We start from the raw sequence: 18,563 nt of genomic DNA, 5'->3' as shown, positions 1-18,563 counted from the left end.
AGCCAGGCAGCAGCAGAAATCCGCCGCCTGGCTAACTCGTCAATCGCCGTAGGAAATCCGCCAGACGGCCCCGGCCAAATCGTCGGACACCAGCAGCGAACCGTCTTTGAGCATCTGAACATCGACAGGACGGCCGAGATACTCGCCATTCTCGTTCAGCCAGCCGTCAGCGAACACTTCAGCTTTGTCCGCCGTGCCGTCCGCCTTGAGCGGGGTGAACATCACCCGAGCCCCCACCGGGTCCACGCGGTTCCAGGAGCCGTGCTGGGTCGAGAAGATGCCGCCCCGGTATTTTTCGGGGAACTGCTTGCCGGTATAGAACGACAGCCCGAGATCGGCCGCGTGAGCCTCTTGCTCGACCTCCGGGAAGATCACGCCTTCGGGCACTGTTGCGTCCTTGTACTCAACCGTACGAACCTTGCCGCCGCCATACCAGGGGAAGCCAAAATTCTGGTCCGGTCCGGTAACACGGTTCATTTCACCTGGGGGAATGGTGTCGCCCATGCCGTCGACCTGATTGTCGTTCACCCAAAGTGTCTTGTCCTTTGGGTTGAAATCCAGGCCGAGCGGATTGCGCATTCCGCGCGCATAGATTTTGCGGTCGGTGCCGTCCTGCTTCATGCTTATGATGCCGCCGATGCCGAGTTTCTCGAATTCCGGGAGCACTTCGGCGGCTGGCACATTGAACGGCTGGCCGATGGTAATATAGATGCGATTGTCGGGCCCGACGCGGCAGGTTCGGGCCGTGTGATTGTAGCTCTCGTTGGATGCGGGTATAAGCTCGCCCTGCTTCACGATGGGGAAAGCCGCGACATCGGGACCTTCATAGAAAAACTCGGCCGCCGGGAACCACAATACGCGATTCTGTTCGACGACGTAGAGGTGGCCATCCCTCGAGAAACAGACGCCGTTCGGAACCGTCATTTTAATCGAAGGCGCAAAGGCCTTCACGTCGTCGGCGACGCGGTCCTTGTTGCGGTCGGTCATGGAGTAGACCAGCTCTTTGCGGGTACCGACGAAGGTCACCACGCCCTGCGGTCCTACGGCGATATGACGCGCGTCGGGAACGATGGCATAGAGAGAGATCTTAAAACCATCCGGGACTTTGACCTTCGCTGCAATGGCTTTGAGGGCTTCGGCGTTTTCTCCGGTTTGCGGGATCGGCTCCATCATCGGTGTGCCGGTCGTCTTGAAGCCGCCAAGTTTCTCGAGATTTTCGTCCTGCGCAAAGGCGGACGTTACGCAAAGGGCGGCAGTGCATGACAAAACGAAAGCCAGTTTCTTGATCACGATATCCTCCCACGTGGCCAGCTTCGCGGCATCTGTGGCAGTCAGACACAACGTTGCGGGCGGTTGCTTTTGTGCGAAATTTCCAGCGCCGAGCACGATCTTCCGGCCGGGACCTAACGACCGAAAGCGTTGCCTAACTCAATCCCCCTGACAGTCACCTGGGGCTGCAGTGGTTGCCGCCACAGCATAACATGTCGGCCCGCCGGGTACCAACGATGAACGGCAAGCTGGCCGGGGCTTTTCAACCAGTCCTCTTATCGGCTGGCCGGGCGGGCGCCGAGTTGGCGCAACAGACCGAATGTGCTCCAATATCGCCATGTAGAGTTGCCTTCGGACGTCCGGTGAAAAATGGCATCCAGGCAATGCGAGGCCACCAGATAGCAGACCGCCAGAGGGGGAATAGATGCGTCGCATCGCTCGGATCTCGCTTGCCATCATCCTTTCGCTGGCCGTCGCAATCCTGACTGCCTGGGCTGGACTTGCCATGTGGTATCGCCTGCCCGTGGCTGAGCTTGGACGGGCTGTTGCCGGCGTCCTTTTCATCTTGTTCGGCCTCGCCACTATCATCGCCCTCTTCAGCCGGTTTCGCATCAGGGCGCTTGTCCTGTTTGCAGCTGCGTTAGCTGTGGTTCTGGTTTGGTGGAGCACCATCAGGCCTTTCGATCACGCGGACTGGGCGCCCGACGTCGCCCGTCAGGTAACCGGCACACGCGACGGAAACCTGTTGACGCTGACTGATGTGCGCGACTTCGAGTGGCGTAGCGCTACTGATTTCACCGAACGCTGGACAACGCGGACCTACGACCTCTCCAGCGTCCAGACGGTGGATCTCTTCATGTCTTATTGGTCCGGGACCAAAATCGCCCATGTCATCATAAGCTTCGGCTTTGCAGGAGGCGACTATCTTGCCTGGTCGATTGAGGTGCGGCGCCATGGAGGCGGCAAGTTTTCACCCATGGCAGACCTGTTCAAGAGCAATCCCCTGGTCATTATTGCGGCTGATGAGCGAGACGTCGTCGGCGTCAGGTCAAACGTTCGCGGAGAGGATGTCCAAATCTATCGGCTAAAAGTGTCACCGGAAGCGGCCCGGGCGCTCTTGCTGGAATACGTCTTGGACGCAAATGCACTTTCCACGACTCCAGAATTCTATAATTCCATCACGACGAACTGCACGACCACGATCGTCAAGATGATGCGAGCCGTCGGTGACGTGGTGCCTCTTGACTGGCGCCTCATCGTTAACGGCTTTCTTCCCGAATATGCGTATGCACGGGGTGCGCTCGATGTCAGCTTGCCGATGTCGGTTTTGAGGGAGGCGGCCCACATTGACGGCCGTGCGCGGGAGTCGGGCCTTTCGCCAGATTTTTCGAGATCGATCCGGATTGGCGTGCCATCCCCCGGTCCAATTTATTGATCTCTGGAACCATGTTTGGAAACGCTGGGCGGTTCGAACCGGATCTCATCCCGGCTTCACGGCGCACTTCTACTTTCTCCACCTGTCGACTCGCATTGGCGGACGCCGCGCCTAGATAAGCACTGCGCTGGGCGGAGCGATGCAGAAGGACCTGAGCATGCCTGAACAAATTACCCTGACTAAAGCTGAGCAGATCACATTGAACGATGGCTCAGCCATTCCCCAGATCGGCCTTGGCGTTTGGCAGGTCGATCCAGCCATTACGGCCCAAGTCGTGAGTTGGGGAATCGAGGCCGGCTACAGACTGATCGACACCGCCGAAGGCTACCAGAACGAGGAAGGCGTCGGGCAGGCGATCCGCACGGCTGGCGTGCCGAGAAGCGAACTGTTCATCACCTCGAAACTGCGCAACGGCGCGCATCAGCGTGACGCCGCCCTGCGGGCTTTCGACGAGACGATGAACAAGCTCGGCATCGAGCAGATCGACCTGTTCCTGATCCACTGGCCGGTGCCCAGCCAGGGCAAATATGTCGAGGCGTGGAAGACGCTGATCGAACTCAGGCAATCCGGCCGGATCAAGTCGATTGGTGTTTCGAATTTCAACCAGGACCATCTGGAGCGGATCATCGGCGAGACTGGTGTCACACCCTCAGTCAACCAGATCGAACTCCATCCCCGGTTTCAACAGCGCCAGACCAGAGAATTTCACAGCACGCACAACATCCGCATCGAAAGCTGGAGCCCGCTGGGCAGCGGCCGGCTGTTGAGCGACCCGACCCTCGAAAAGATCGCCGGAAAACACCGCAAGTCCGTGGCGCAGGTGATCATCCGCTGGCATCTTCAGGAAGGGCTGATCGTCATTCCAAAGTCGATCCACCAGGACCGGATTGCCGCCAATTTCGACGTCTTCGATTTCGAGCTGGATTCAAAGGACCTCGAGATCATCCGAAGCATGGATTCATCAGACGGCCGTACGGGCGCGAACCCGGCCACGGCCGCGTTCCTGTTCTGAGGGTCTGAGAGAAGGGAGCCGACAGCGGAGCTGCCAATCTCCCCTCTCGTGGGGGAGATGCCAAGTGGTGGCAAAGAGGGCAGGACAGAGGGGGGCGCTGTCCCGCCGGCGTATCAAGTCGTACCGGCGAGCCCTGCCTCGATCACAATATGCTGGCAGACATTGTCGATGTCGCGAATGACGTCGTCGTTCCAGAAGCGCACAGTCCAGCCGTCTTGCTCAAGACGCTTTGTCCTTGCCTCGTCGCCTGCATTGGCGTCGGCATGCTGCGAACCATCGACTTCGACGACGAGCTTCTTATCCGGGCAAGCGAAGTCGACAATGTAACCGGCAATCGGAAATTGAGGTTGGCACTCTACGGCGCCCCCCTCTGTCCTGCCGGACATCTCCCCCACTTGGGGGGGAGATTGGCAGCTGTGACGATCGCGCTCAGCCTCATATCCCCGATCCATCCAGCAGCGGGACATCTTCTTCGTCCCAAGGGCTCGGCATTGAACCCTTGCTCAGATTGGCGGTTGGCAGCGGCATCCAGCACTTCAGCTCGGGTTCGGCGTATTCAACCACGCGTCCGGGCGACGAGTCGGAAGCACGCCACCCCTCACTGCCGAACTGGTCGGCTCGAGACCAGTAAGCCAGGTCGACTTCCGCCGGTCCCTGTTCGGACGGCCGAACCGTGACCAGGATTCGGCTGCCATCCCTTGGCGCGCTCGACATGTGACGCCAGCGATCGGGCTCGTCCATCGTAATCTCCTCGCGCAATCTGCATCTCGGCTGTCCAGACGAATAGTCGCTTCGCGCACAAGGCCGGTCAACCCGAACTTTGCGCCGGCAGTCTATGATTGGCCGCCTGCCGGTTTGGTGCGACATGGGCTGCCGGTCATCAGCGCACCTTCGCCTTGACTGCCCAGGCTCTGGTTTTCAGGGGAATGGACCCGCCCTCGCCGCGTGGCAGACTGTCGCGGAGCCTCTCCATCAATCTCTGGCGAGCTGCGGGGTCGAGACTCATGCAGTAGCCGGGCGCCGGTCCCGCACCCAGGGTGAAGGGGCGCCAGTAGTCCTCAAAGTCCTTGAACACGGCCGGCATTTCAATCCGGGTGGAGTCGATGGAGCCCAGGCCTGCCTTCTCCGCGAGATCGGTCAATCCATCTTGTGTGCAAAATGGAAAACGCCTGTCCTCGGTAAGGTCGATGGCACCGGGGTCAAGCGCCGTTGCAGCGGTCCAGAAGGCCCTCATGAATTCCACCCCGCCGCCCGGATAATCCCACACATAGAAGCCGATCGTCGCTCCAGGGCGCGCCACTCGCCGCATCTCGGCGAGCGCCTTTTGCCTGTCGGGGACGAAGTTGAGAACAAGCGCCGACACGACCATGTCCTTGCTGCCCGATTCGACTGCCAGGGCCTGCGCATCGCCTGCGAGAAACGCGACACGCTTGTCCGGCACGTTTGCCCGCGCCTTGGCGAGAAACCCCTCCGACGGGTCTATGGACACCAAACTCCTGGGATTGCAACGGGCCAGGATGGCTGCCGACAGCGCCCCGGTTCCGCAACCCACCTCCAGCCAGTCCAGACCCTCCGCCGGATCGAGCCAATCCAGGAACGGTGGAGCGATCTGACGGCTCCATCGCCCCATATAGAGGTCGTAGCTATCCCCGGCCTGCCAGGCGTCGTGGCGCGTTGCCTCAGCCATCGCAATCTCCTCCCCTGATGATTTCGACCCGTCGGACCGCGAGAATACGCCCGCCGCTCTCGCGGGAACAGGGGGCCAGGAAGGTCTGTCCGCGGATCGTACTCGGACGCTGACACGCGCACGCCCCGGGCCGGCAAGGCAGACGATCCGCGTTCTTGCTCAGCCTGCCCGGAAGGCGAGGCTCCGCCTCATCAGTTGGATGCTGAGCGCCAGGTCTCCGCTTCCGATGAACCAGGGCGACAGTATCCGGGACGATCTCAGTCCGCGATAGAGCAGATAGGGAAGTCCGAGCGACAGGGCGATCAGCACCAACTCGGAAGACATTCCGAAGTCCCGCAGCGTGAAATGAACGAACTGATGGACGAACATGATCACCAGGGAGGCTGCGCCGATTTCCGCCAACGGAGCGATGCGCAAGCTCGGCATCGCCATGAAGCGGACGAGGCCGAGGATAAAGGTCGAGATCGCCAATGCAACGAGCAGGCCGAGAAGCGGCGGGCCGAAGATGGCGTTCTTCATGCTGAAGGTAAAGTCGGAACCCGTCCGCGCCGCCGCGAGCGCGACCCCGGCAACCGCCACGACAAACACCGCCGACCACAGCGCGCTCATGCCGCGTTCGCGCAGGAAATGTCCGAACCAGAATGCGCCGATGGCGAGCGGCACGTTCGTCAGAGCCAGCGGCGCGCGCACCTCCTGCCAGTAGGCCTGGATTGAATAGGCGAGGCCGACGGATGCGCCGACGAAGATCAGCATTCCGGGATCGGTCGGTCCGCTGGTCCTGATCGCGACCTCGTTGTAGACGAGTTGCGTGGCGACGAGGCAGGTGACGAACCAGAACACGCCGAGTTCGCGCGTCAGGTGCCGTCCGCCCAGCAGCGCGTCGGTGATGAGTTCCCTGATCTGCCAGGGCGCCGGGGTGTCGCCGCGCAAAAAGTCCACAACGAGCACGCTCGCCATGATGGCGCCGAGAAACATCACATAGGGAATGAGCAGGCCCTGGACGCGCTTCCGGAAAAGCGCCTTCCTCTCCGTCACGGCAAAAAGGTAGCCTGAAATGATGAAGAAGAACGGCATGAAGAACAGCGATGCCGTAAAGTAAATCGGGTGCGCCCATCGCCAGGTGCTGTGGTCGAGGACGTGGGCCATGACGACGAGGGTGATTCCCAAGCCCTTGGCAGTGTCCAGCCAGGTCTCACGTATGGGCAGGTTCAACTTCAGCGTTTCCTGGATACGGCTTATCTGCCGGCCCGGTCCTTCGGTTTCGATGGCGATTGTGCATTGCATCATACTGTGTGGCAAGTGCGAATTGGCTCGGAGGTCCGCATTGCCGGTTGCCGCCGACGCAATGTCGCAAAAGTCGGCGAAATTCAGCATTCCGCTTGATTTTCCGCGGATCTTCACCCATTGTTGCGTTGCACAATAACGGGCTGGTGCCGACTATGGCAGTTCAAGCGATAGGAAACCTTTGCCGGCACGGGCTGCCGTTCTTGCAGCCAGCCGGCTGTTGAAATCGATCGCGCTTTGACCTCGGATCGACCAGGTCCGCATCAAGCAGCAAAGGACCAAGATGCTTCGCGACTTGTCCGCCTACAAGAAAATGTTGTTGCTCGGCATTGTCGGGCTGGTGCTCGTCGCCATCCTCGACGCCTTCAGCAATCTGCCCGTCGTCTCCGGCTGCGCGTTCTACGGCAATTGCGCGATCGATAGCTCCGTAGAAGCACCGATCGGGCACAGTCAGGATCCGACGCTGCAATGAAGCCCCCCGGCAAGACGGCGCTTATCGTCTATGACGGCGACTGCATCTTCTGCCAGAGCTATGTCCGCTTTGCCCGGCTGCGCGACGCGGTCGGTCCTGTCGAGTTGCTCGACGCGCGCTCCGGCGACCCGCGCGTTGTCGGGTTTCAGCGCCAGGGCTTCGACCTGAACGAGGGCATGCTCTTCGTTTTCGAGGATCGCGTCTACCACGGCGAGGAAGCCATCAATCTCCTGGCGATCCTCAGTTCCTCTTCGACGTTTTTCGGCTGGCTCAACCGCAGGATTCTCTCAAACAGGACGGCCGCGCGGCTGATCTATCCGGCACTCAAGCTCGGACGCCGGGCCACCCTGAGGCTTCGCGGCCGCTCGCTGATCCCTGCAGACCTCGAACAGCGCTAAAGCATGTCACAAAAGCATGCCCTCGGGCCCTGACCCGAAGGTGCGCAGCGGTTTTTGCGATAGCGACCATGAACCTAAAGCGACTCGTGACTCTTAACAATCGCGACGCGATTGGGCAGTTCCCGGCGAAATGGATGGCTTAAGTCGACTGTCCGGCGACATCTGCCAATTTCCGTGAGAGCGGCGTTCAGTGGGTGCAGGACTTCGGCCGCGAGAAATCCACCAGCTTGAACACAAGCAACTTGCGTTCGAGGAGGCTGGGCATTTCGCCTGCGAAGGTCGACGCGTTGGCGCGGGTAATCGTCTCGCCATCCTTCACGTACGTCACCCAAGCCTCGGGCTTCCGGCGCAGTTGCTTCTTCAAATCGAGGAGGACGTGGTAATTGCCCGCCCGCGACTGCCGGACGAGATGGGGCTCCGAGGAATCAACGATCTTCACCACCTCGTTCTGATAGTTGAACATGTATGGTGGCTTCGGAAAGAGCAGATGGTTGGTCTGGCCGGCTTCGGTGTGCAGATTGCTGAACATGTTGATGGAACTCTCCGTCTTGAGCCCGACATAGGGTGACAGGCAGGAGAGGAAGAACAAGCCCGGCACCAAATAGACCCAGAGCGGCTGGCGCGGCGAGGAGACGGTCCGGCAAGGCAGGTTCTGCAGGGCCACATAGGACAGCACGACCATCGCCGCGCCGCCCACTACCGCCCAAATGAGGATCCAGACGGAGTGGACCATCATGTCGAAGGAGCGCCCGGGAAAAGCATAGGTGAGCGCAATGACGAGAGTGACCGCGACCAGCATCACGGCCGCGCCCGGCAGCAAGATCCCGATCCGGCCGAACGTCTCGCGCAGCGGATTGGTAAACTCCAGCGAGGTGCGATAAAGCGCCTCGCTGGCGGGCGTGGGGATGCTCAGCACATACAGCGCGAACACCAGGCTGGAAAAGTCCATGTACCAGGAATAAGCCGAGATCGGGATCACGTAATGGAAGACGAGTGCGAGGATGAACCCCACGGCGAAATAGCGCTTCCAGTAGAGGGACACGATTGCAATCGCCTCAATGACGAAGGTGGCGAAGATCGCAAGATACCGGCCAAACAGATTGTCCTCGAGGCCGAACGGACGAGCCAGCGGAGCGTAGAGGCCCACCGCGCAACTCACGGAAGGATCGAGGAAATCGGTGTTGATCTTGTGGAAGATGCCGTAGAAATACATGATGGCGAGCAGCGCCCGGGCGACGATCCGGATCTGTTGATAAAGCTCCATCCGGGCCAGCGCGGCGCCGCGGCCGGCGGCCCGCAGATAGAGCACTGCCGCACTGAGCAGGATAGCCCCGTTCATCACCGCCGTGATCGTCTTGTTGTTCGAAGCGACCGGCATGCGCAGCGCGTACAGCACAAGCGATACCATCACGAGCCCGATCAAGAACTCGGTTCGCCGCGGGTACAGCAGGAGTAGCAGGCTGAACAGGACGACCGACCAGCTCAGAGCGGCAAACAGCGGCCCCTTGTAGCCAAGCATGGAGTAGATATCACCGGCGATACTGAAGATTGCCGCCATTGCCCAGAACGGGGCAAATGCGGTCAACCCGTCAAATGTATCGTCCCGTCCTCTGACTTTCGTGATCTTGCTGCGACCAACGTTCCATATCGGTGTCGCGCTTGAATACTGCTGCTGCCCAATAAACACCAGTTAAGCCCCCTCAAGTTCCCCTGCAGGTTCTTTTGGCGCCCAACTGGGGACGACCTGGCGCCTTCGGAACCGTTCTATGTTGCACTGCAACATCAGCACGAGCGCAGATAAGAGTCAATCCGCCGTCGTCGGTAGCTCCTGCTGCCGAGCATCAGCCATTGGGAGAGGGTACGGCGGACCCGAAGCGGGATGCGTTTAATTTGAACTGGCCATCCCGCTCCATTTGTTTCGCCCGCGACTGCATGTCGCCCAAGGCATGCCCTCGGGCCTGACCCGAGGGCGCGCAGCAGTATCAAGACGACGACATGTCAAGAAACAAGAACTTGAAGCGGCGCATTAATCCTGCGGATGCGCCGCGCTTCGCCGACTAACGCTGCTTTGCCGTTCTGGGAAATTCCACCACGTCAGCGGGCGGACGCTTGTACTGGGCTGCGACAATTGCATCGATCAGGATGTCCAGGGCGGCGCGCGCCGCGCTGCTCGTCTCGTCATCGCCGCGCAAATAGTGACAGGCTCGTTCAAGATGGAGGTGGGCTGCGGCAAAGTCACTGGTCATTGATTCTCCTTTTGCCCGCCGCTGGACAAGGATGGCCCATTTCGATTTACCCAAAGGCGAACATCCACAGCTGGATTTGAATCAAATATGGCCGGTTAACCAGATCTTCAGCATCGCGAGGTGACCTTGCGGCTGCGGACATGTGTTGAGTTCCGCCTCAGGCAACAGACCCGCTCCGGAGACCGGGGCGGGTTTTTGCTTGGATTGCCGAACGCCTGCCCAAGCTTGCACGCTCCGCTACCGCGGCGGCGCCGACCTACCTTCATGCACCGAAGCGGTCCGCCGCAAAGGGCGCGAGGCAGTCAGGGTCGCCGCGTCCGGCAATCAGGTCGGCGACCAGGCGGGCGGTGATCGGCGCCAGAGTGAGGCCGAGATGACCATGACCGAAGGCATGGATCACCCTGGGGCTGCCACGTGACCGACCGATGACGGGCCGGGAATCGGGCAGCGACGGCCGGAACCCGAGCCATTCGGATGAGGGCCGGCCGAGTGAGGGGAAGAACTGCCTGGCACCGCGATCCAGTAGCGCCAGCCGGCGCGGATTTGCCGGCGCTGCAAGCCCGCCGAGCTCGACGGTTCCGGCGACACGCAGCCGGCCGGTCATCGGCGTCATGTAGAAGCCGAGATCGACAGGACAGACCGGACGATTGAGCAAAGGCGCTTCGGTCGGGAATTCGAGATGATAGCCGCGTTCGGTCTCGAGCGGGATGCCGTCGCCTGCCTGCATGGCCAGCGCCCGCGATTGCGCACCCGCGGCGATCACCACCGTATTCGCCTTGACGCGAAGGCCGCAACCGCTGAGCCTGACACCGTCCGCCTCGACCTGCAGCCCTGATATAGCAGCCTGTGCCACCGACACGCCGCGGGCGGTTGCGGCATCGAGCAGCCGCCGCATCAGCGTCTTTGGATCGGTGACATTCATCGAATCCGGGAAGTACAGTCCGCGGGCCTCGGTCGTGGGCAGGCTCGGCTCCAGCGCGGCCACCTCTGCCGGCGTCAGAACCTCCTGATGCACGCCAAATCCGGCGCGCAGCGCCCTGCCACCGGCCGCCCTGGCGAAACCGCTCTCGCGACGATACAGGTAGAGGCAGCCGTTGCGGCGCAGCAGGTCGGCCATATCGGCCTCTTTCGCCATCTCCTCCCAGGCCGGCAGGGCCTCAGCCAGAAGCCCGGCGAGCGCCAGCGCATTGGCACGAGTGGCCGCCGGAAGCGACTCTCTGACAAAACTGACCAGCCACGGCGCCAACTGGAACAGAGCCGGCCAGCGCAGCGAAAAAGGGCTGTCTGGATCGAGCAGCAGTTTTGGCAGCGCGCGCAGAACGGCCGGATTGCCGACCGGCATACAGGCATATTCGGCGATCGTTCCGGCATTGCCGAACGAAGCGCCGGAGCCCGGCTCATTGGGGTCGACAAGCAAGACTTCGCGGCCCTCGGCGGCAAGGCGGAGCGCCGTCGCCAGCCCGATAACGCCAGCGCCGACAATGGCGATTTCAACGGTTTCCGCTGCTGCCACGACCGTATCTTCTTGTTTGACCATGATCTTTTCCGAAAACCGGCCCCCACTTTTCGGGATCATGGTCTAGACGAAGCCAGGCAGTTGCAAATGCCCGGCCGCGAGCAGTTCGGCCATGGTGTTCAGTGCCGTGCGCAGATCGTCGAGCGAGCGCGCGGCGCCGACATTGATGCGCACCCCGTGCTGTACCGGCTCGCGCCCGACCGCGAAGGCATCGCCGGGAAGAACGGCAACGCCACGTTCCAGGCAGGTGCGAGCGAAACCCGCGCCCCGCCACGGCTCCGGCAGGCGCAGCCAGGCATGGGTCGAAGTGGCGTGGCTCTGGACATCGTAGCGGCCGAGGATTTCGGTGAGGATGGCCTGGCGCTGGCGAAGCTCCTGCTTCTGGGCTTCGATGATACGCGCAGCCGAGCCCTCTTCTATCAGCCGTGCGCCGATCAGCGCGGTCAGAGGGCTGATGCTCCAGCAGTTTATGCGCAAAGCCGCGGCGACCTGCCCGGCTATGGCGCGTGGCGCGATCACAAAACCGAGGCGCAGTCCCGGGGCAAGGCATTTCGACAAGGCGCCGATGTGAACCGTCAATTCGGGCTCGAGGCTGGCAAGCGACGGCGGCGGATTGTCCGCCAGCGGCCGGTAGACGTCATCCTCGATGATGAGGACGTTATGGCGACGGGCGACAGTCACCAGCTCGTGCCGGCGCTCCTCGCCCAGCGTGATGGTGGTCGGGTTGTGCAGGGTCGGCACCAGGAAGACCGCGCGCGGGCGCAGCTGCGCGCAGGCCGCCTCGAACGCGTCGGCCCGCATGCCGCCACGGTCCATGGCGATGCCTCTGAGGTCGAGCCCATGCACCCGGCACAGTGCATTGATGCCCTGATAGGTCACTTCGTCGGCGAGCACGACCTCGCCCTGCCTGGTCACTGCGCCAAGCACGCAATCCAGCCCATGCTGGGCACCCGCCGCCAGCACCACCCGGCCGGGATCGCCGGCGCCGGCGACCGGCTGCATCCACTCGGCAATCGCCGCCCTCGCCCACAGCGGCCCCTCGGGCGGGTGATAGTCCTGGAGCGTGGCGTAGTGCCGGTCCTTGGCCAAGCGCGGCAGCAGCAGGGCCAGGGCATCGAGATAGGCCGAGGTTGCCGGCCGGTTGACGGAAAGGTCGATGACGCCGCTGTCGTCGCTTGGTGCCGACACGAAACCGGGTCCTTCGCCGCCGTTGCGGGCAGCCACCGTCGTGCCGCGTCCAGGCCGCGCTTCGAGCAGGCCGCGCTGCTGCAGCGTCGACAGCGCCCGCGTCACCGTGGTGACGTTGATGCCCAGTGCGCGGGCAATCTCGCGCTGCGGCGGCAGCCTGTCTCCAACGGCAAGCGTGCCGGCTGTAATCCGTTCGGCAATAGCGTCGGCAAGGCGCCGGTAGACCGGGCCTTCCTCCGAGGCGAGTTGCAGGTCCTGAAGCATGCGGATTAGCGGTTTCGGTGTGTTGACACTCTGGCTACCGGCGCATCTAGCATAAGACAATGCTCCGGACAATAGCGCTTGTCCGGTGCCAGATTCCAAAATTCTGGCTGAAAATCTCACACAACTTCGAAGAAAGCCGCTTGACGGGCAAACTTGTCTGCATCTATGCTTCTTTAGCGATTGATTGTGTGAGCATACAAGTTTGGTTTGCCGCCTTGCGCGGCCAGCGTCAAGCGAGACTGGCACATGGACGGCAAGCACCACCTCGTTTCGACAAGCGGCCATTGCCGGCGCCCAACGGAATTCCGTCCGTGATCGCCGAAGCGACAGGCCTGTCACGCGGCAGCGCCGGTCCGGAACCGGGGGCCAATGCGGGCGGCCCCAATGCCGGCGGCCGCCCCCATGACGGCCAAGGATTTGTCGAGTTCGTCGACGTCGAGAAATCCTATGACGGCCGCACGTTCGCAGTGACACGGCTGAACCTCAGCGTGGCGCGCGGCGAGTTCCTCACTCTTCTCGGCCCCTCAGGTTCGGGCAAGACGACGACGCTCAACATGCTTGCCGGCTTCGAACGGCCGACCAGCGGCGTCATCACGCTTGAAGGCCGGTCGGTCGACAGGTTGCCGCCCTACGAACGCAACATCGGCATGGTATTCCAGAACTACGCGCTGTTTCCGCACATGAGCGTCGAGGAGAACGTCGCCTTCCCGCTCTCGGTCCGCAAGACCACCAAGGCGGACGTGGCCTCCCGCGTCGGCCGCGCGCTCGACATGGTGCGGCTGCGGCAGTTCGGCGACCGGCGGCCGGCGCAGCTTTCCGGCGGCCAGCAGCAGCGCGTCGCGCTCGCCCGCGCGCTGGTGTTCGAGCCAAGCCTGGTGCTGATGGACGAGCCGCTCGGCGCGCTCGACAAGAAGCTGCGCGAGCACATGCAGATCGAGATCAAGCAGCTGCACACCATGCTCGGCGTCACCATCGTCTATGTGACGCACGACCAGAGCGAGGCGCTGACCATGTCGGACCGCGTTGCCGTGTTCAACAATGGCGGGATTGCCCAGCTCGGTTCGCCTGACGATCTCTACAACATGCCGGAGAGCTCGTTCGTCGCCAGCTTCATCGGCGAGAACAACACGCTGGAAGGCAAGGTCGAGCGCGTCTCCGGCAAGGAGTGCCGCGTCGCGCTGCACGGCGGCGGTTCGGTCGCCGCGCTGGCCATCGGCGTCGCCGAAGGCACGGCCTGCCATGTCGCCATCCGCCCGGAACGGTTGAAGCTCGCGCCCGCTTCGAACGGTGCAAATGCGTTAGCCGCCACGGTCGAAGGCCGCATCTATCTCGGCGACCACCAGCGTCTTCTGGCCAGGCTGGAAAGCGGCCAGGTGCTGACCGTCAAGGTCGGCCCCGAAGCGACCATGGGCAACGGGGAGCCGGTCACGGTTTCCTGCGCGCCCACCGACTGCCGTGCCTTTCCGGCCGATGCCGGAACGGGCGGTTCCATCTCGAAAACAGGGGAATAAGAAAAATGAAGATCACAAAAGCCCGGCTGTTCGCCTTCGCGGCAGCCACAGCATTCATCACCATGGGAAATGCCGCCTTCGCCGACGAACTTTCGATCATGGCCAGCGGCGGCGCCTGGCAGGATGCCCAGCGTAAGGCATGGTTCGAGCCGTTCAGCAAGGAAACCGGGATCAAGATCGTCGAGCAGGAATATCTTGGCGATCTCGGCAAGGTCAAAGCGATGGTCGATACCGGCAACGTGCCGATCGATCTGGTGACTGTCGAGACGGCGACCGTGCTGCAGGGTTGCGATGCCGGCATTCTCGAGCGGCTCGACTATTCCAGGATCGCCCCGCGTGAAAAGTTCATCGAAGGCTCGGCGCTCGACTGCGGCGTCGGTCTCGACGCCTATGGCGATGTCCTTGCCTATGACCCCAACGTGCTGAAGGAGGCGCCAACCTCGGTCCTCGACATCTTCGACACGACGAAGTTTCCGGGCAAGCGCGCGATGCGCAAGTTTCCGGCACAGAACCTCGAATGGGCATTGATGGCCGACGGGGTCGCGGCGGCCGATGTCTACGAGGTGCTGGCAACCCCCGAAGGCGTCGACCGCGCTTTCAAGAAGCTCGACACCATCAAGCAGGACATCGTCTGGTGGGATGCCGGCGCACAGCCGCCGCAGCTCCTCGCATCCAAGGAAGTGGTGATGACCACCGCCTGGAACGGCCGTATCCAGAACGCCATCGACAAGGACGGGGCGCCGTTCAAGATCGTCTGGAACAACCAGATCCTCGAATATGACATGATCGCCATTCCGAAGGGCGCCAAGAACCCGGATCTGGCCTACAAATACCTTGCCTATATCAGCCAGCCGGAAATCAACGCCAAGCTCGCCAGCTACATCACCTACGGGCCGGTGCGCATCGATGCGGCGTCCTTCGTCGCGCCGGACGCCCTGCCGAAATTGCCGAACGCACCCGACCACATGACCGCTTACCTGGTCGCCGATACCGAATTCTGGGGCGACTATGGCGAGGATCTGGTCAAGCGCTTCAACGCCTGGCTCGCGCAGTAGGGAAAATGTCGGCGCTCGAGCCCACGAAACTGGACCGGCGGCGGGCAAGCCGCGACTGGTCGGCCGCCGAATCCGGCACAGCAAAGTCGGTCGCGGCGGCGCTTCGCCGCGCCGATCTCGGCGACCGCCTGCGATCGCTGACGCTGGCGGCACCTTTGCTGGTGCTGCTGGCATTGAGCTTCGGCATCCCGATTGTCCTGTTGCTGTCGCGCGCCGTTTATGATCCGACGATTGCCGACGCCTTGCCGCAGACCAGCCAGGCATTGCGCGGCTGGAACGGCACCGGACTGCCCGACGATGCTGCGTTCCTGGCCCTTGCCGCCGATCTCCGCAGCAATCAGGCCAAGGGCACCGCCTACGAACTCGCCAAGAGCCTCAACGCCCGCCTGCCCGGTGCGCGCAGCCAGGTGCTCAAGACGGTGCGCCAACTCGAGGCTGCCGACAGGCCGCCGCTGGAGGTGATGAAAGCGGTGCCGTTCTGGTCGGCGCCGGGCACATGGCCGGTCATCGAGAGCGGCACCCATAGCGTGACGTCGTTCTATCTGCTGAGCGCGCTTGACCTGCGCTGGAATGCCGATGGCGGCATCGAAAGAGTGCCACCCGAACAGGCGATCTTCGTGCAGGTGTTCATGCGCACATTTTTGGTCGCCGCAGCGGTGACGCTGGCCACGCTGGTCCTGGGCTTCCCCCTCGCCTATCTCATCGCCTCCGTGCCCAAGGGCCTCGCCGCAATCCTCATCGTTGCGGTGCTGCTGCCGTTCTGGACGTCGATCCTGGTGCGAACCGCGGCCTGGACGGTGCTCCTGCAGAAATTCGGCCTGGTCAACGACCTGCTGTTGTGGCTCGGCGTCGCCGACGACCGGCTCGATTTGATGTACAGCCGCATCGGCCTGATCACCGCCATGACCCACATCCAGCTACCGTTCACCCTGCTGCCGATCTACAGCGTCATGCGCACCATCCAGCCCTCGCAGATGAAGGCTGCCTATTCGCTCGGCGCAAAACCTTTCACCGCGTTCCGCCGCGTCTACCTTCCACAGGTCTTTCCGGGCGTCATGGCCGGCTGCCTGCTCACCTTCATCCTCTGCCTCGGCTACTTCATAACGCCGGCGCTGATCGGCGGCGCCAGCGACCAGCTGATCAGCAATTTCATCGCCAGCTATGTCAATGTCGAACTGAATTGGGAGATGGCGGCGGCGCTCAGCTTCATCCTGCTCGTCTTCACCCTGGCGCTGTTCGGCATCTTCGCCCGCATCCTCGGCCTCGACCGTCTCAAGCTGGTGTAGCCATGTTGCTGTCTCCCTATCCAACGACAGGCGAAAGAATCCGCATCACCCTGCTCTGGCTGTGGTGCGGCATGGTGATCCTGTTCCTCCTCGTGCCGATCCTCGTTCCCGTTCCCTTGTCGTTCAACAGCGGCGCCTTCTTCATCTTTCCGCTGGAGGGAATTTCGACGCGCTGGTACGAGGTCGTGCTCGGAACCCAGCGCTGGCAGGCAGCCATCGGCAACAGCCTGATCGTTGCGTTCGGGACGACGCTGATCGCAACGATATTAGGCACGTTGACGGCGATCGCACTTTCCGACGAAAAATTTCCCGGCCGCCGCATCGTCATGCCGCTGCTGTTGTCGCCGCTGATCGTGCCGGTGGTGATCACCGCCGTCGGCTCGTATCTGTTCTACGCGCGCGTCGGCCTCGCCAGCACCTATGCCGGGATCATCCTGGCGCATACCGCGCTCGCCAGTCCGTTCGTCGTCGTCACGGTGGGGGCGAGCCTCTCCGGCTTCGACCGCAATCTGATGCGCGCCGCCGCCATCTCCGGCGCAAGACCCATCACATCGTTCTTCAGGGTGATGCTGCCGCTGATCCTGCCCGGCGTGCTGTCAGGGGCCGCCTTCGCCTTCGTCACCTCGTTCGACGAGGTCGTCGTGGTGCAGTTCCTGGCCAGCGCCAATCAGCGCACCATGCCGCTCGAAATGTTCATCGGCCTGCGCGAGAAGCTGAGCCCGGCAATCACCGCCGCCGCGTCGCTGATGATGGCATTGTCGATCGTGCTGCTCGTCGTCGCCAATCTTCTGGCCCGCCGTGGCAAGCAGCGACCGCGCATTGACTAGCATTCGTGCGACGGTCGGCCCAAGCCGCCATAGGTCTGCCGACGTCAGGCCGCTTTACGCCGGGATTTCCATGTCTCGTGGTGCTTGCCCCACGCCGACATGACTGTCACCGCATCGTTCAGGCTAAAGCCGAGCGGCGTGATCGAGTATTCCACGCGAGGCGGCACCTCGTCATAGGCGCGCCGGTTGATAAGCCCGTCGGCTTCCATCTGCCGCAATTGTTGCGTGAGCACCTTTTCGCTGACGCCAGGCAGCAAGCGGCGCAGTTCGGCAAAGCGGTATGGCCGCAGGTGCAGTTCCCATAGCAGCGAGGTTTTCCACTTTCCGCCGATGGCCTGCAGCGCGGCAGCAAAACCGCAGCTGTCTGGTTCCTTGCGCCTCATTTGGCAGCTCCTGTCTTGAGGGACAGAGTTAACAGCGTTCTGGTGTCCCCAGACAACCGGTCGGACTGGATCAAAGCCCTTCAGCGCCTGCGCGAAAACAAGGTGTTTCGGGATCAGATTGGGCTGCAGGCGAAGACGGACTTTCTGGCCAGCATAGCCGCATCGCACGTGCAACCAACATATTAAAGGAAATCGAAAAGCGGATGCCGTCGAGCGGAAGCTTATAGGGCTGCACAGTTTGTCTTGTTTGGCGGCCGTTAATCCAAGTGTCGGACATACGCGCCTGCAGACAATGTCGTCTGCTACGCCATCAAGTCCATTGCGGGCAGCGAGATTTCGAACGACGTTGCCGAGGTCGCAATGTCGTCTTTTCGATAAAGGATCTCGTGGACGGAGTGGACCGACACGCCTTTCGTGCGAGCGCCTATGGTTACCAGATCAACGTCAGCCAATTGATGGCACTCGGGCAGCGGCGAACCCTACCGGATCGCGATCTGCAGCGGCGAGTCGACGGAACCGTGGCCGGAACCGACGGCTCCGGTCGAGGCCGGCCTGCGCGAGGAGGCGATGGACTTGATCGGGCGGAGCTACGAGGAAGCAGGGCTGAGGCCGCAGCCGGACCTCGAAGTCGGCGGAACGCAATGTCCCACCTGCTTGTTGCACTTGACCTGACTTCCGGAGGGGCTTACGCCGTGCGATGGCGAGCAACGCCTAAACGCGACCAGAGCGG

General features: G+C 62.2%; 18 protein-coding genes. 8 read left to right on the top strand and 10 right to left on the bottom strand.

What is annotated here, in order from left to right:
- Positions 1–39 precede the first annotated feature (39 nt).
- Positions 40–1,290 carry a PQQ-dependent sugar dehydrogenase gene (locus AC0L17_RS09820; protein WP_473515661.1) on the bottom strand — a complete coding sequence of 417 codons (1,251 nt, stop codon included), beginning with the start codon at positions 1,288–1,290 and terminating at the stop codon, positions 40–42.
- A gap of 403 nt (positions 1,291–1,693) precedes the next feature.
- On the opposite strand from AC0L17_RS09820, the gene AC0L17_RS09815 reads away from it, so the two are divergent.
- Positions 1,694–2,704 carry an Lnb N-terminal periplasmic domain-containing protein gene (locus AC0L17_RS09815; RefSeq protein ID WP_473515660.1) on the top strand — a complete coding sequence of 337 codons (1,011 nt, stop codon included), beginning with the start codon at positions 1,694–1,696 and terminating at the stop codon, positions 2,702–2,704.
- A 157-nt stretch (positions 2,705–2,861) separates the two neighbouring features.
- Entirely contained in the window at positions 2,862–3,716 is an 855-nt protein-coding gene (locus AC0L17_RS09810; RefSeq protein ID WP_473515659.1) for an aldo/keto reductase, read from the top strand.
- A gap of 113 nt (positions 3,717–3,829) precedes the next feature.
- Here the strand turns inward: AC0L17_RS09810 and AC0L17_RS09805 are convergent, their stop codons facing one another.
- From AC0L17_RS09805 to AC0L17_RS09790, 4 genes are all read right to left on the bottom strand, one after another.
- Positions 3,830–4,102, bottom strand: coding sequence for an endonuclease domain-containing protein (locus AC0L17_RS09805; protein WP_473515658.1), 273 nt, complete (start codon positions 4,100–4,102; stop codon positions 3,830–3,832).
- A gap of 49 nt (positions 4,103–4,151) precedes the next feature.
- Positions 4,152–4,457, bottom strand: a complete 306-nt coding sequence (locus AC0L17_RS09800) for a hypothetical protein (protein WP_095496525.1) — start codon at positions 4,455–4,457, stop codon at positions 4,152–4,154.
- Positions 4,458–4,596: 139 nt separating this feature from the next.
- Complete coding sequence (locus tag AC0L17_RS09795; RefSeq protein ID WP_287121107.1) at positions 4,597–5,403, bottom strand: class I SAM-dependent methyltransferase; 807 nt, start codon at positions 5,401–5,403, stop codon at positions 4,597–4,599.
- A 159-nt stretch (positions 5,404–5,562) separates the two neighbouring features.
- Positions 5,563–6,777 carry an acyltransferase family protein gene (locus tag AC0L17_RS09790; RefSeq protein WP_473515657.1) on the bottom strand — a complete coding sequence of 405 codons (1,215 nt, stop codon included), beginning with the start codon at positions 6,775–6,777 and terminating at the stop codon, positions 5,563–5,565.
- A 193-nt stretch (positions 6,778–6,970) separates the two neighbouring features.
- On the opposite strand from AC0L17_RS09790, the gene AC0L17_RS09785 reads away from it, so the two are divergent.
- Positions 6,971–7,159: a hypothetical protein gene (locus tag AC0L17_RS09785; RefSeq protein WP_473515656.1), complete on the top strand. Its 189-nt coding sequence runs from the start codon at positions 6,971–6,973 to the stop codon at positions 7,157–7,159.
- Positions 7,156–7,557: a DCC1-like thiol-disulfide oxidoreductase family protein gene (locus AC0L17_RS09780; RefSeq protein WP_473515655.1), complete on the top strand. Its 402-nt coding sequence runs from the start codon at positions 7,156–7,158 to the stop codon at positions 7,555–7,557. The genes AC0L17_RS09785 and AC0L17_RS09780 overlap by 4 nt, the downstream gene beginning before the upstream one ends.
- 187 nt (positions 7,558–7,744) lie before the next feature.
- On the opposite strand, the gene AC0L17_RS09775 is transcribed toward AC0L17_RS09780, so the two are convergent.
- The 4 genes from AC0L17_RS09775 to AC0L17_RS09760 all read right to left on the bottom strand — a co-directional run bounded on the left by AC0L17_RS09775 (position 7,745) and on the right by AC0L17_RS09760 (position 12,771).
- Positions 7,745–9,244 carry a thiol-disulfide oxidoreductase gene (locus tag AC0L17_RS09775; protein ID WP_473515654.1) on the bottom strand — a complete coding sequence of 500 codons (1,500 nt, stop codon included), beginning with the start codon at positions 9,242–9,244 and terminating at the stop codon, positions 7,745–7,747.
- Between the two features lie 370 nt (positions 9,245–9,614).
- The gene (locus AC0L17_RS09770; RefSeq protein ID WP_023799140.1) at positions 9,615–9,803 is read right to left on the bottom strand and encodes a hypothetical protein; all 189 of its coding nucleotides are present in this window, start codon (positions 9,801–9,803) and stop codon (positions 9,615–9,617) included.
- Between the two features lie 262 nt (positions 9,804–10,065).
- Positions 10,066–11,340: an NAD(P)/FAD-dependent oxidoreductase gene (locus tag AC0L17_RS09765; RefSeq protein ID WP_473515653.1), complete on the bottom strand. Its 1,275-nt coding sequence runs from the start codon at positions 11,338–11,340 to the stop codon at positions 10,066–10,068.
- Between the two features lie 42 nt (positions 11,341–11,382).
- Entirely contained in the window at positions 11,383–12,771 is a 1,389-nt protein-coding gene (locus tag AC0L17_RS09760) for an aminotransferase-like domain-containing protein (protein WP_473515652.1), read from the bottom strand.
- Between the two features lie 311 nt (positions 12,772–13,082).
- Between AC0L17_RS09760 and AC0L17_RS09755 the strand changes: the two genes are divergently transcribed.
- The 4 genes from AC0L17_RS09755 to AC0L17_RS09740 are packed head-to-tail and all read left to right on the top strand — an operon-like array spanning position 13,083 to position 17,450.
- Positions 13,083–14,282 (top strand): ABC transporter ATP-binding protein, encoded by a 1,200-nt coding sequence (locus AC0L17_RS09755; RefSeq protein WP_473515651.1) that lies wholly within the window; start codon positions 13,083–13,085, stop codon positions 14,280–14,282.
- A gap of 5 nt (positions 14,283–14,287) precedes the next feature.
- Positions 14,288–15,337 carry an ABC transporter substrate-binding protein gene (locus AC0L17_RS09750; RefSeq protein WP_473515650.1) on the top strand — a complete coding sequence of 350 codons (1,050 nt, stop codon included), beginning with the start codon at positions 14,288–14,290 and terminating at the stop codon, positions 15,335–15,337.
- Between the two features lie 5 nt (positions 15,338–15,342).
- Positions 15,343–16,623 (top strand): ABC transporter permease, encoded by a 1,281-nt coding sequence (locus tag AC0L17_RS09745; protein ID WP_473515649.1) that lies wholly within the window; start codon positions 15,343–15,345, stop codon positions 16,621–16,623.
- 2 nt (positions 16,624–16,625) lie between these two features.
- Positions 16,626–17,450 carry an ABC transporter permease gene (locus AC0L17_RS09740; protein WP_473515648.1) on the top strand — a complete coding sequence of 275 codons (825 nt, stop codon included), beginning with the start codon at positions 16,626–16,628 and terminating at the stop codon, positions 17,448–17,450.
- Between the two features lie 44 nt (positions 17,451–17,494).
- On the opposite strand, the gene AC0L17_RS09735 is transcribed toward AC0L17_RS09740, so the two are convergent.
- Positions 17,495–17,833, bottom strand: a complete 339-nt coding sequence (locus tag AC0L17_RS09735; protein ID WP_473515647.1) for a winged helix-turn-helix transcriptional regulator — start codon at positions 17,831–17,833, stop codon at positions 17,495–17,497.
- Positions 17,834–18,563 lie beyond the last annotated feature (730 nt).

The organism is Mesorhizobium sp. WSM4829 (assembly GCF_055811475.1).
The sequence above is the reverse complement of the archived record's forward strand: the minus strand, read 5'-3'. Positions and strand labels throughout refer to the sequence as shown.

What these genes read in the sequence shown, in the direction of transcription:
- AC0L17_RS09745 (WP_473515649.1), top strand. Translation starts at nt 15,343, where the DNA reads ATGTCGGCGCTCGAGCCCACGAAACTGGACCGGCGGCGGGCAAGCCGC.
- AC0L17_RS09735 (WP_473515647.1), bottom strand. Translation starts at nt 17,833, where the DNA reads ATGAGGCGCAAGGAACCAGACAGCTGCGGTTTTGCTGCCGCGCTGCAG.
- AC0L17_RS09765 (WP_473515653.1), bottom strand. Translation starts at nt 11,340, where the DNA reads ATGGTCAAACAAGAAGATACGGTCGTGGCAGCAGCGGAAACCGTTGAA.
- AC0L17_RS09780 (WP_473515655.1), top strand. Translation starts at nt 7,156, where the DNA reads ATGAAGCCCCCCGGCAAGACGGCGCTTATCGTCTATGACGGCGACTGC.
- AC0L17_RS09790 (WP_473515657.1), bottom strand. Translation starts at nt 6,777, where the DNA reads ATGCTGAATTTCGCCGACTTTTGCGACATTGCGTCGGCGGCAACCGGC.
- AC0L17_RS09760 (WP_473515652.1), bottom strand. Translation starts at nt 12,771, where the DNA reads ATGCTTCAGGACCTGCAACTCGCCTCGGAGGAAGGCCCGGTCTACCGG.
- AC0L17_RS09770 (WP_023799140.1), bottom strand. Translation starts at nt 9,803, where the DNA reads ATGACCAGTGACTTTGCCGCAGCCCACCTCCATCTTGAACGAGCCTGT.
- AC0L17_RS09800 (WP_095496525.1), bottom strand. Translation starts at nt 4,457, where the DNA reads ATGGACGAGCCCGATCGCTGGCGTCACATGTCGAGCGCGCCAAGGGAT.
- AC0L17_RS09740 (WP_473515648.1), top strand. Translation starts at nt 16,626, where the DNA reads ATGTTGCTGTCTCCCTATCCAACGACAGGCGAAAGAATCCGCATCACC.
- AC0L17_RS09815 (WP_473515660.1), top strand. Translation starts at nt 1,694, where the DNA reads ATGCGTCGCATCGCTCGGATCTCGCTTGCCATCATCCTTTCGCTGGCC.
- AC0L17_RS09750 (WP_473515650.1), top strand. Translation starts at nt 14,288, where the DNA reads ATGAAGATCACAAAAGCCCGGCTGTTCGCCTTCGCGGCAGCCACAGCA.
- AC0L17_RS09795 (WP_287121107.1), bottom strand. Translation starts at nt 5,403, where the DNA reads ATGGCTGAGGCAACGCGCCACGACGCCTGGCAGGCCGGGGATAGCTAC.
- AC0L17_RS09785 (WP_473515656.1), top strand. Translation starts at nt 6,971, where the DNA reads ATGCTTCGCGACTTGTCCGCCTACAAGAAAATGTTGTTGCTCGGCATT.
- AC0L17_RS09805 (WP_473515658.1), bottom strand. Translation starts at nt 4,102, where the DNA reads ATGTCCGGCAGGACAGAGGGGGGCGCCGTAGAGTGCCAACCTCAATTT.
- AC0L17_RS09810 (WP_473515659.1), top strand. Translation starts at nt 2,862, where the DNA reads ATGCCTGAACAAATTACCCTGACTAAAGCTGAGCAGATCACATTGAAC.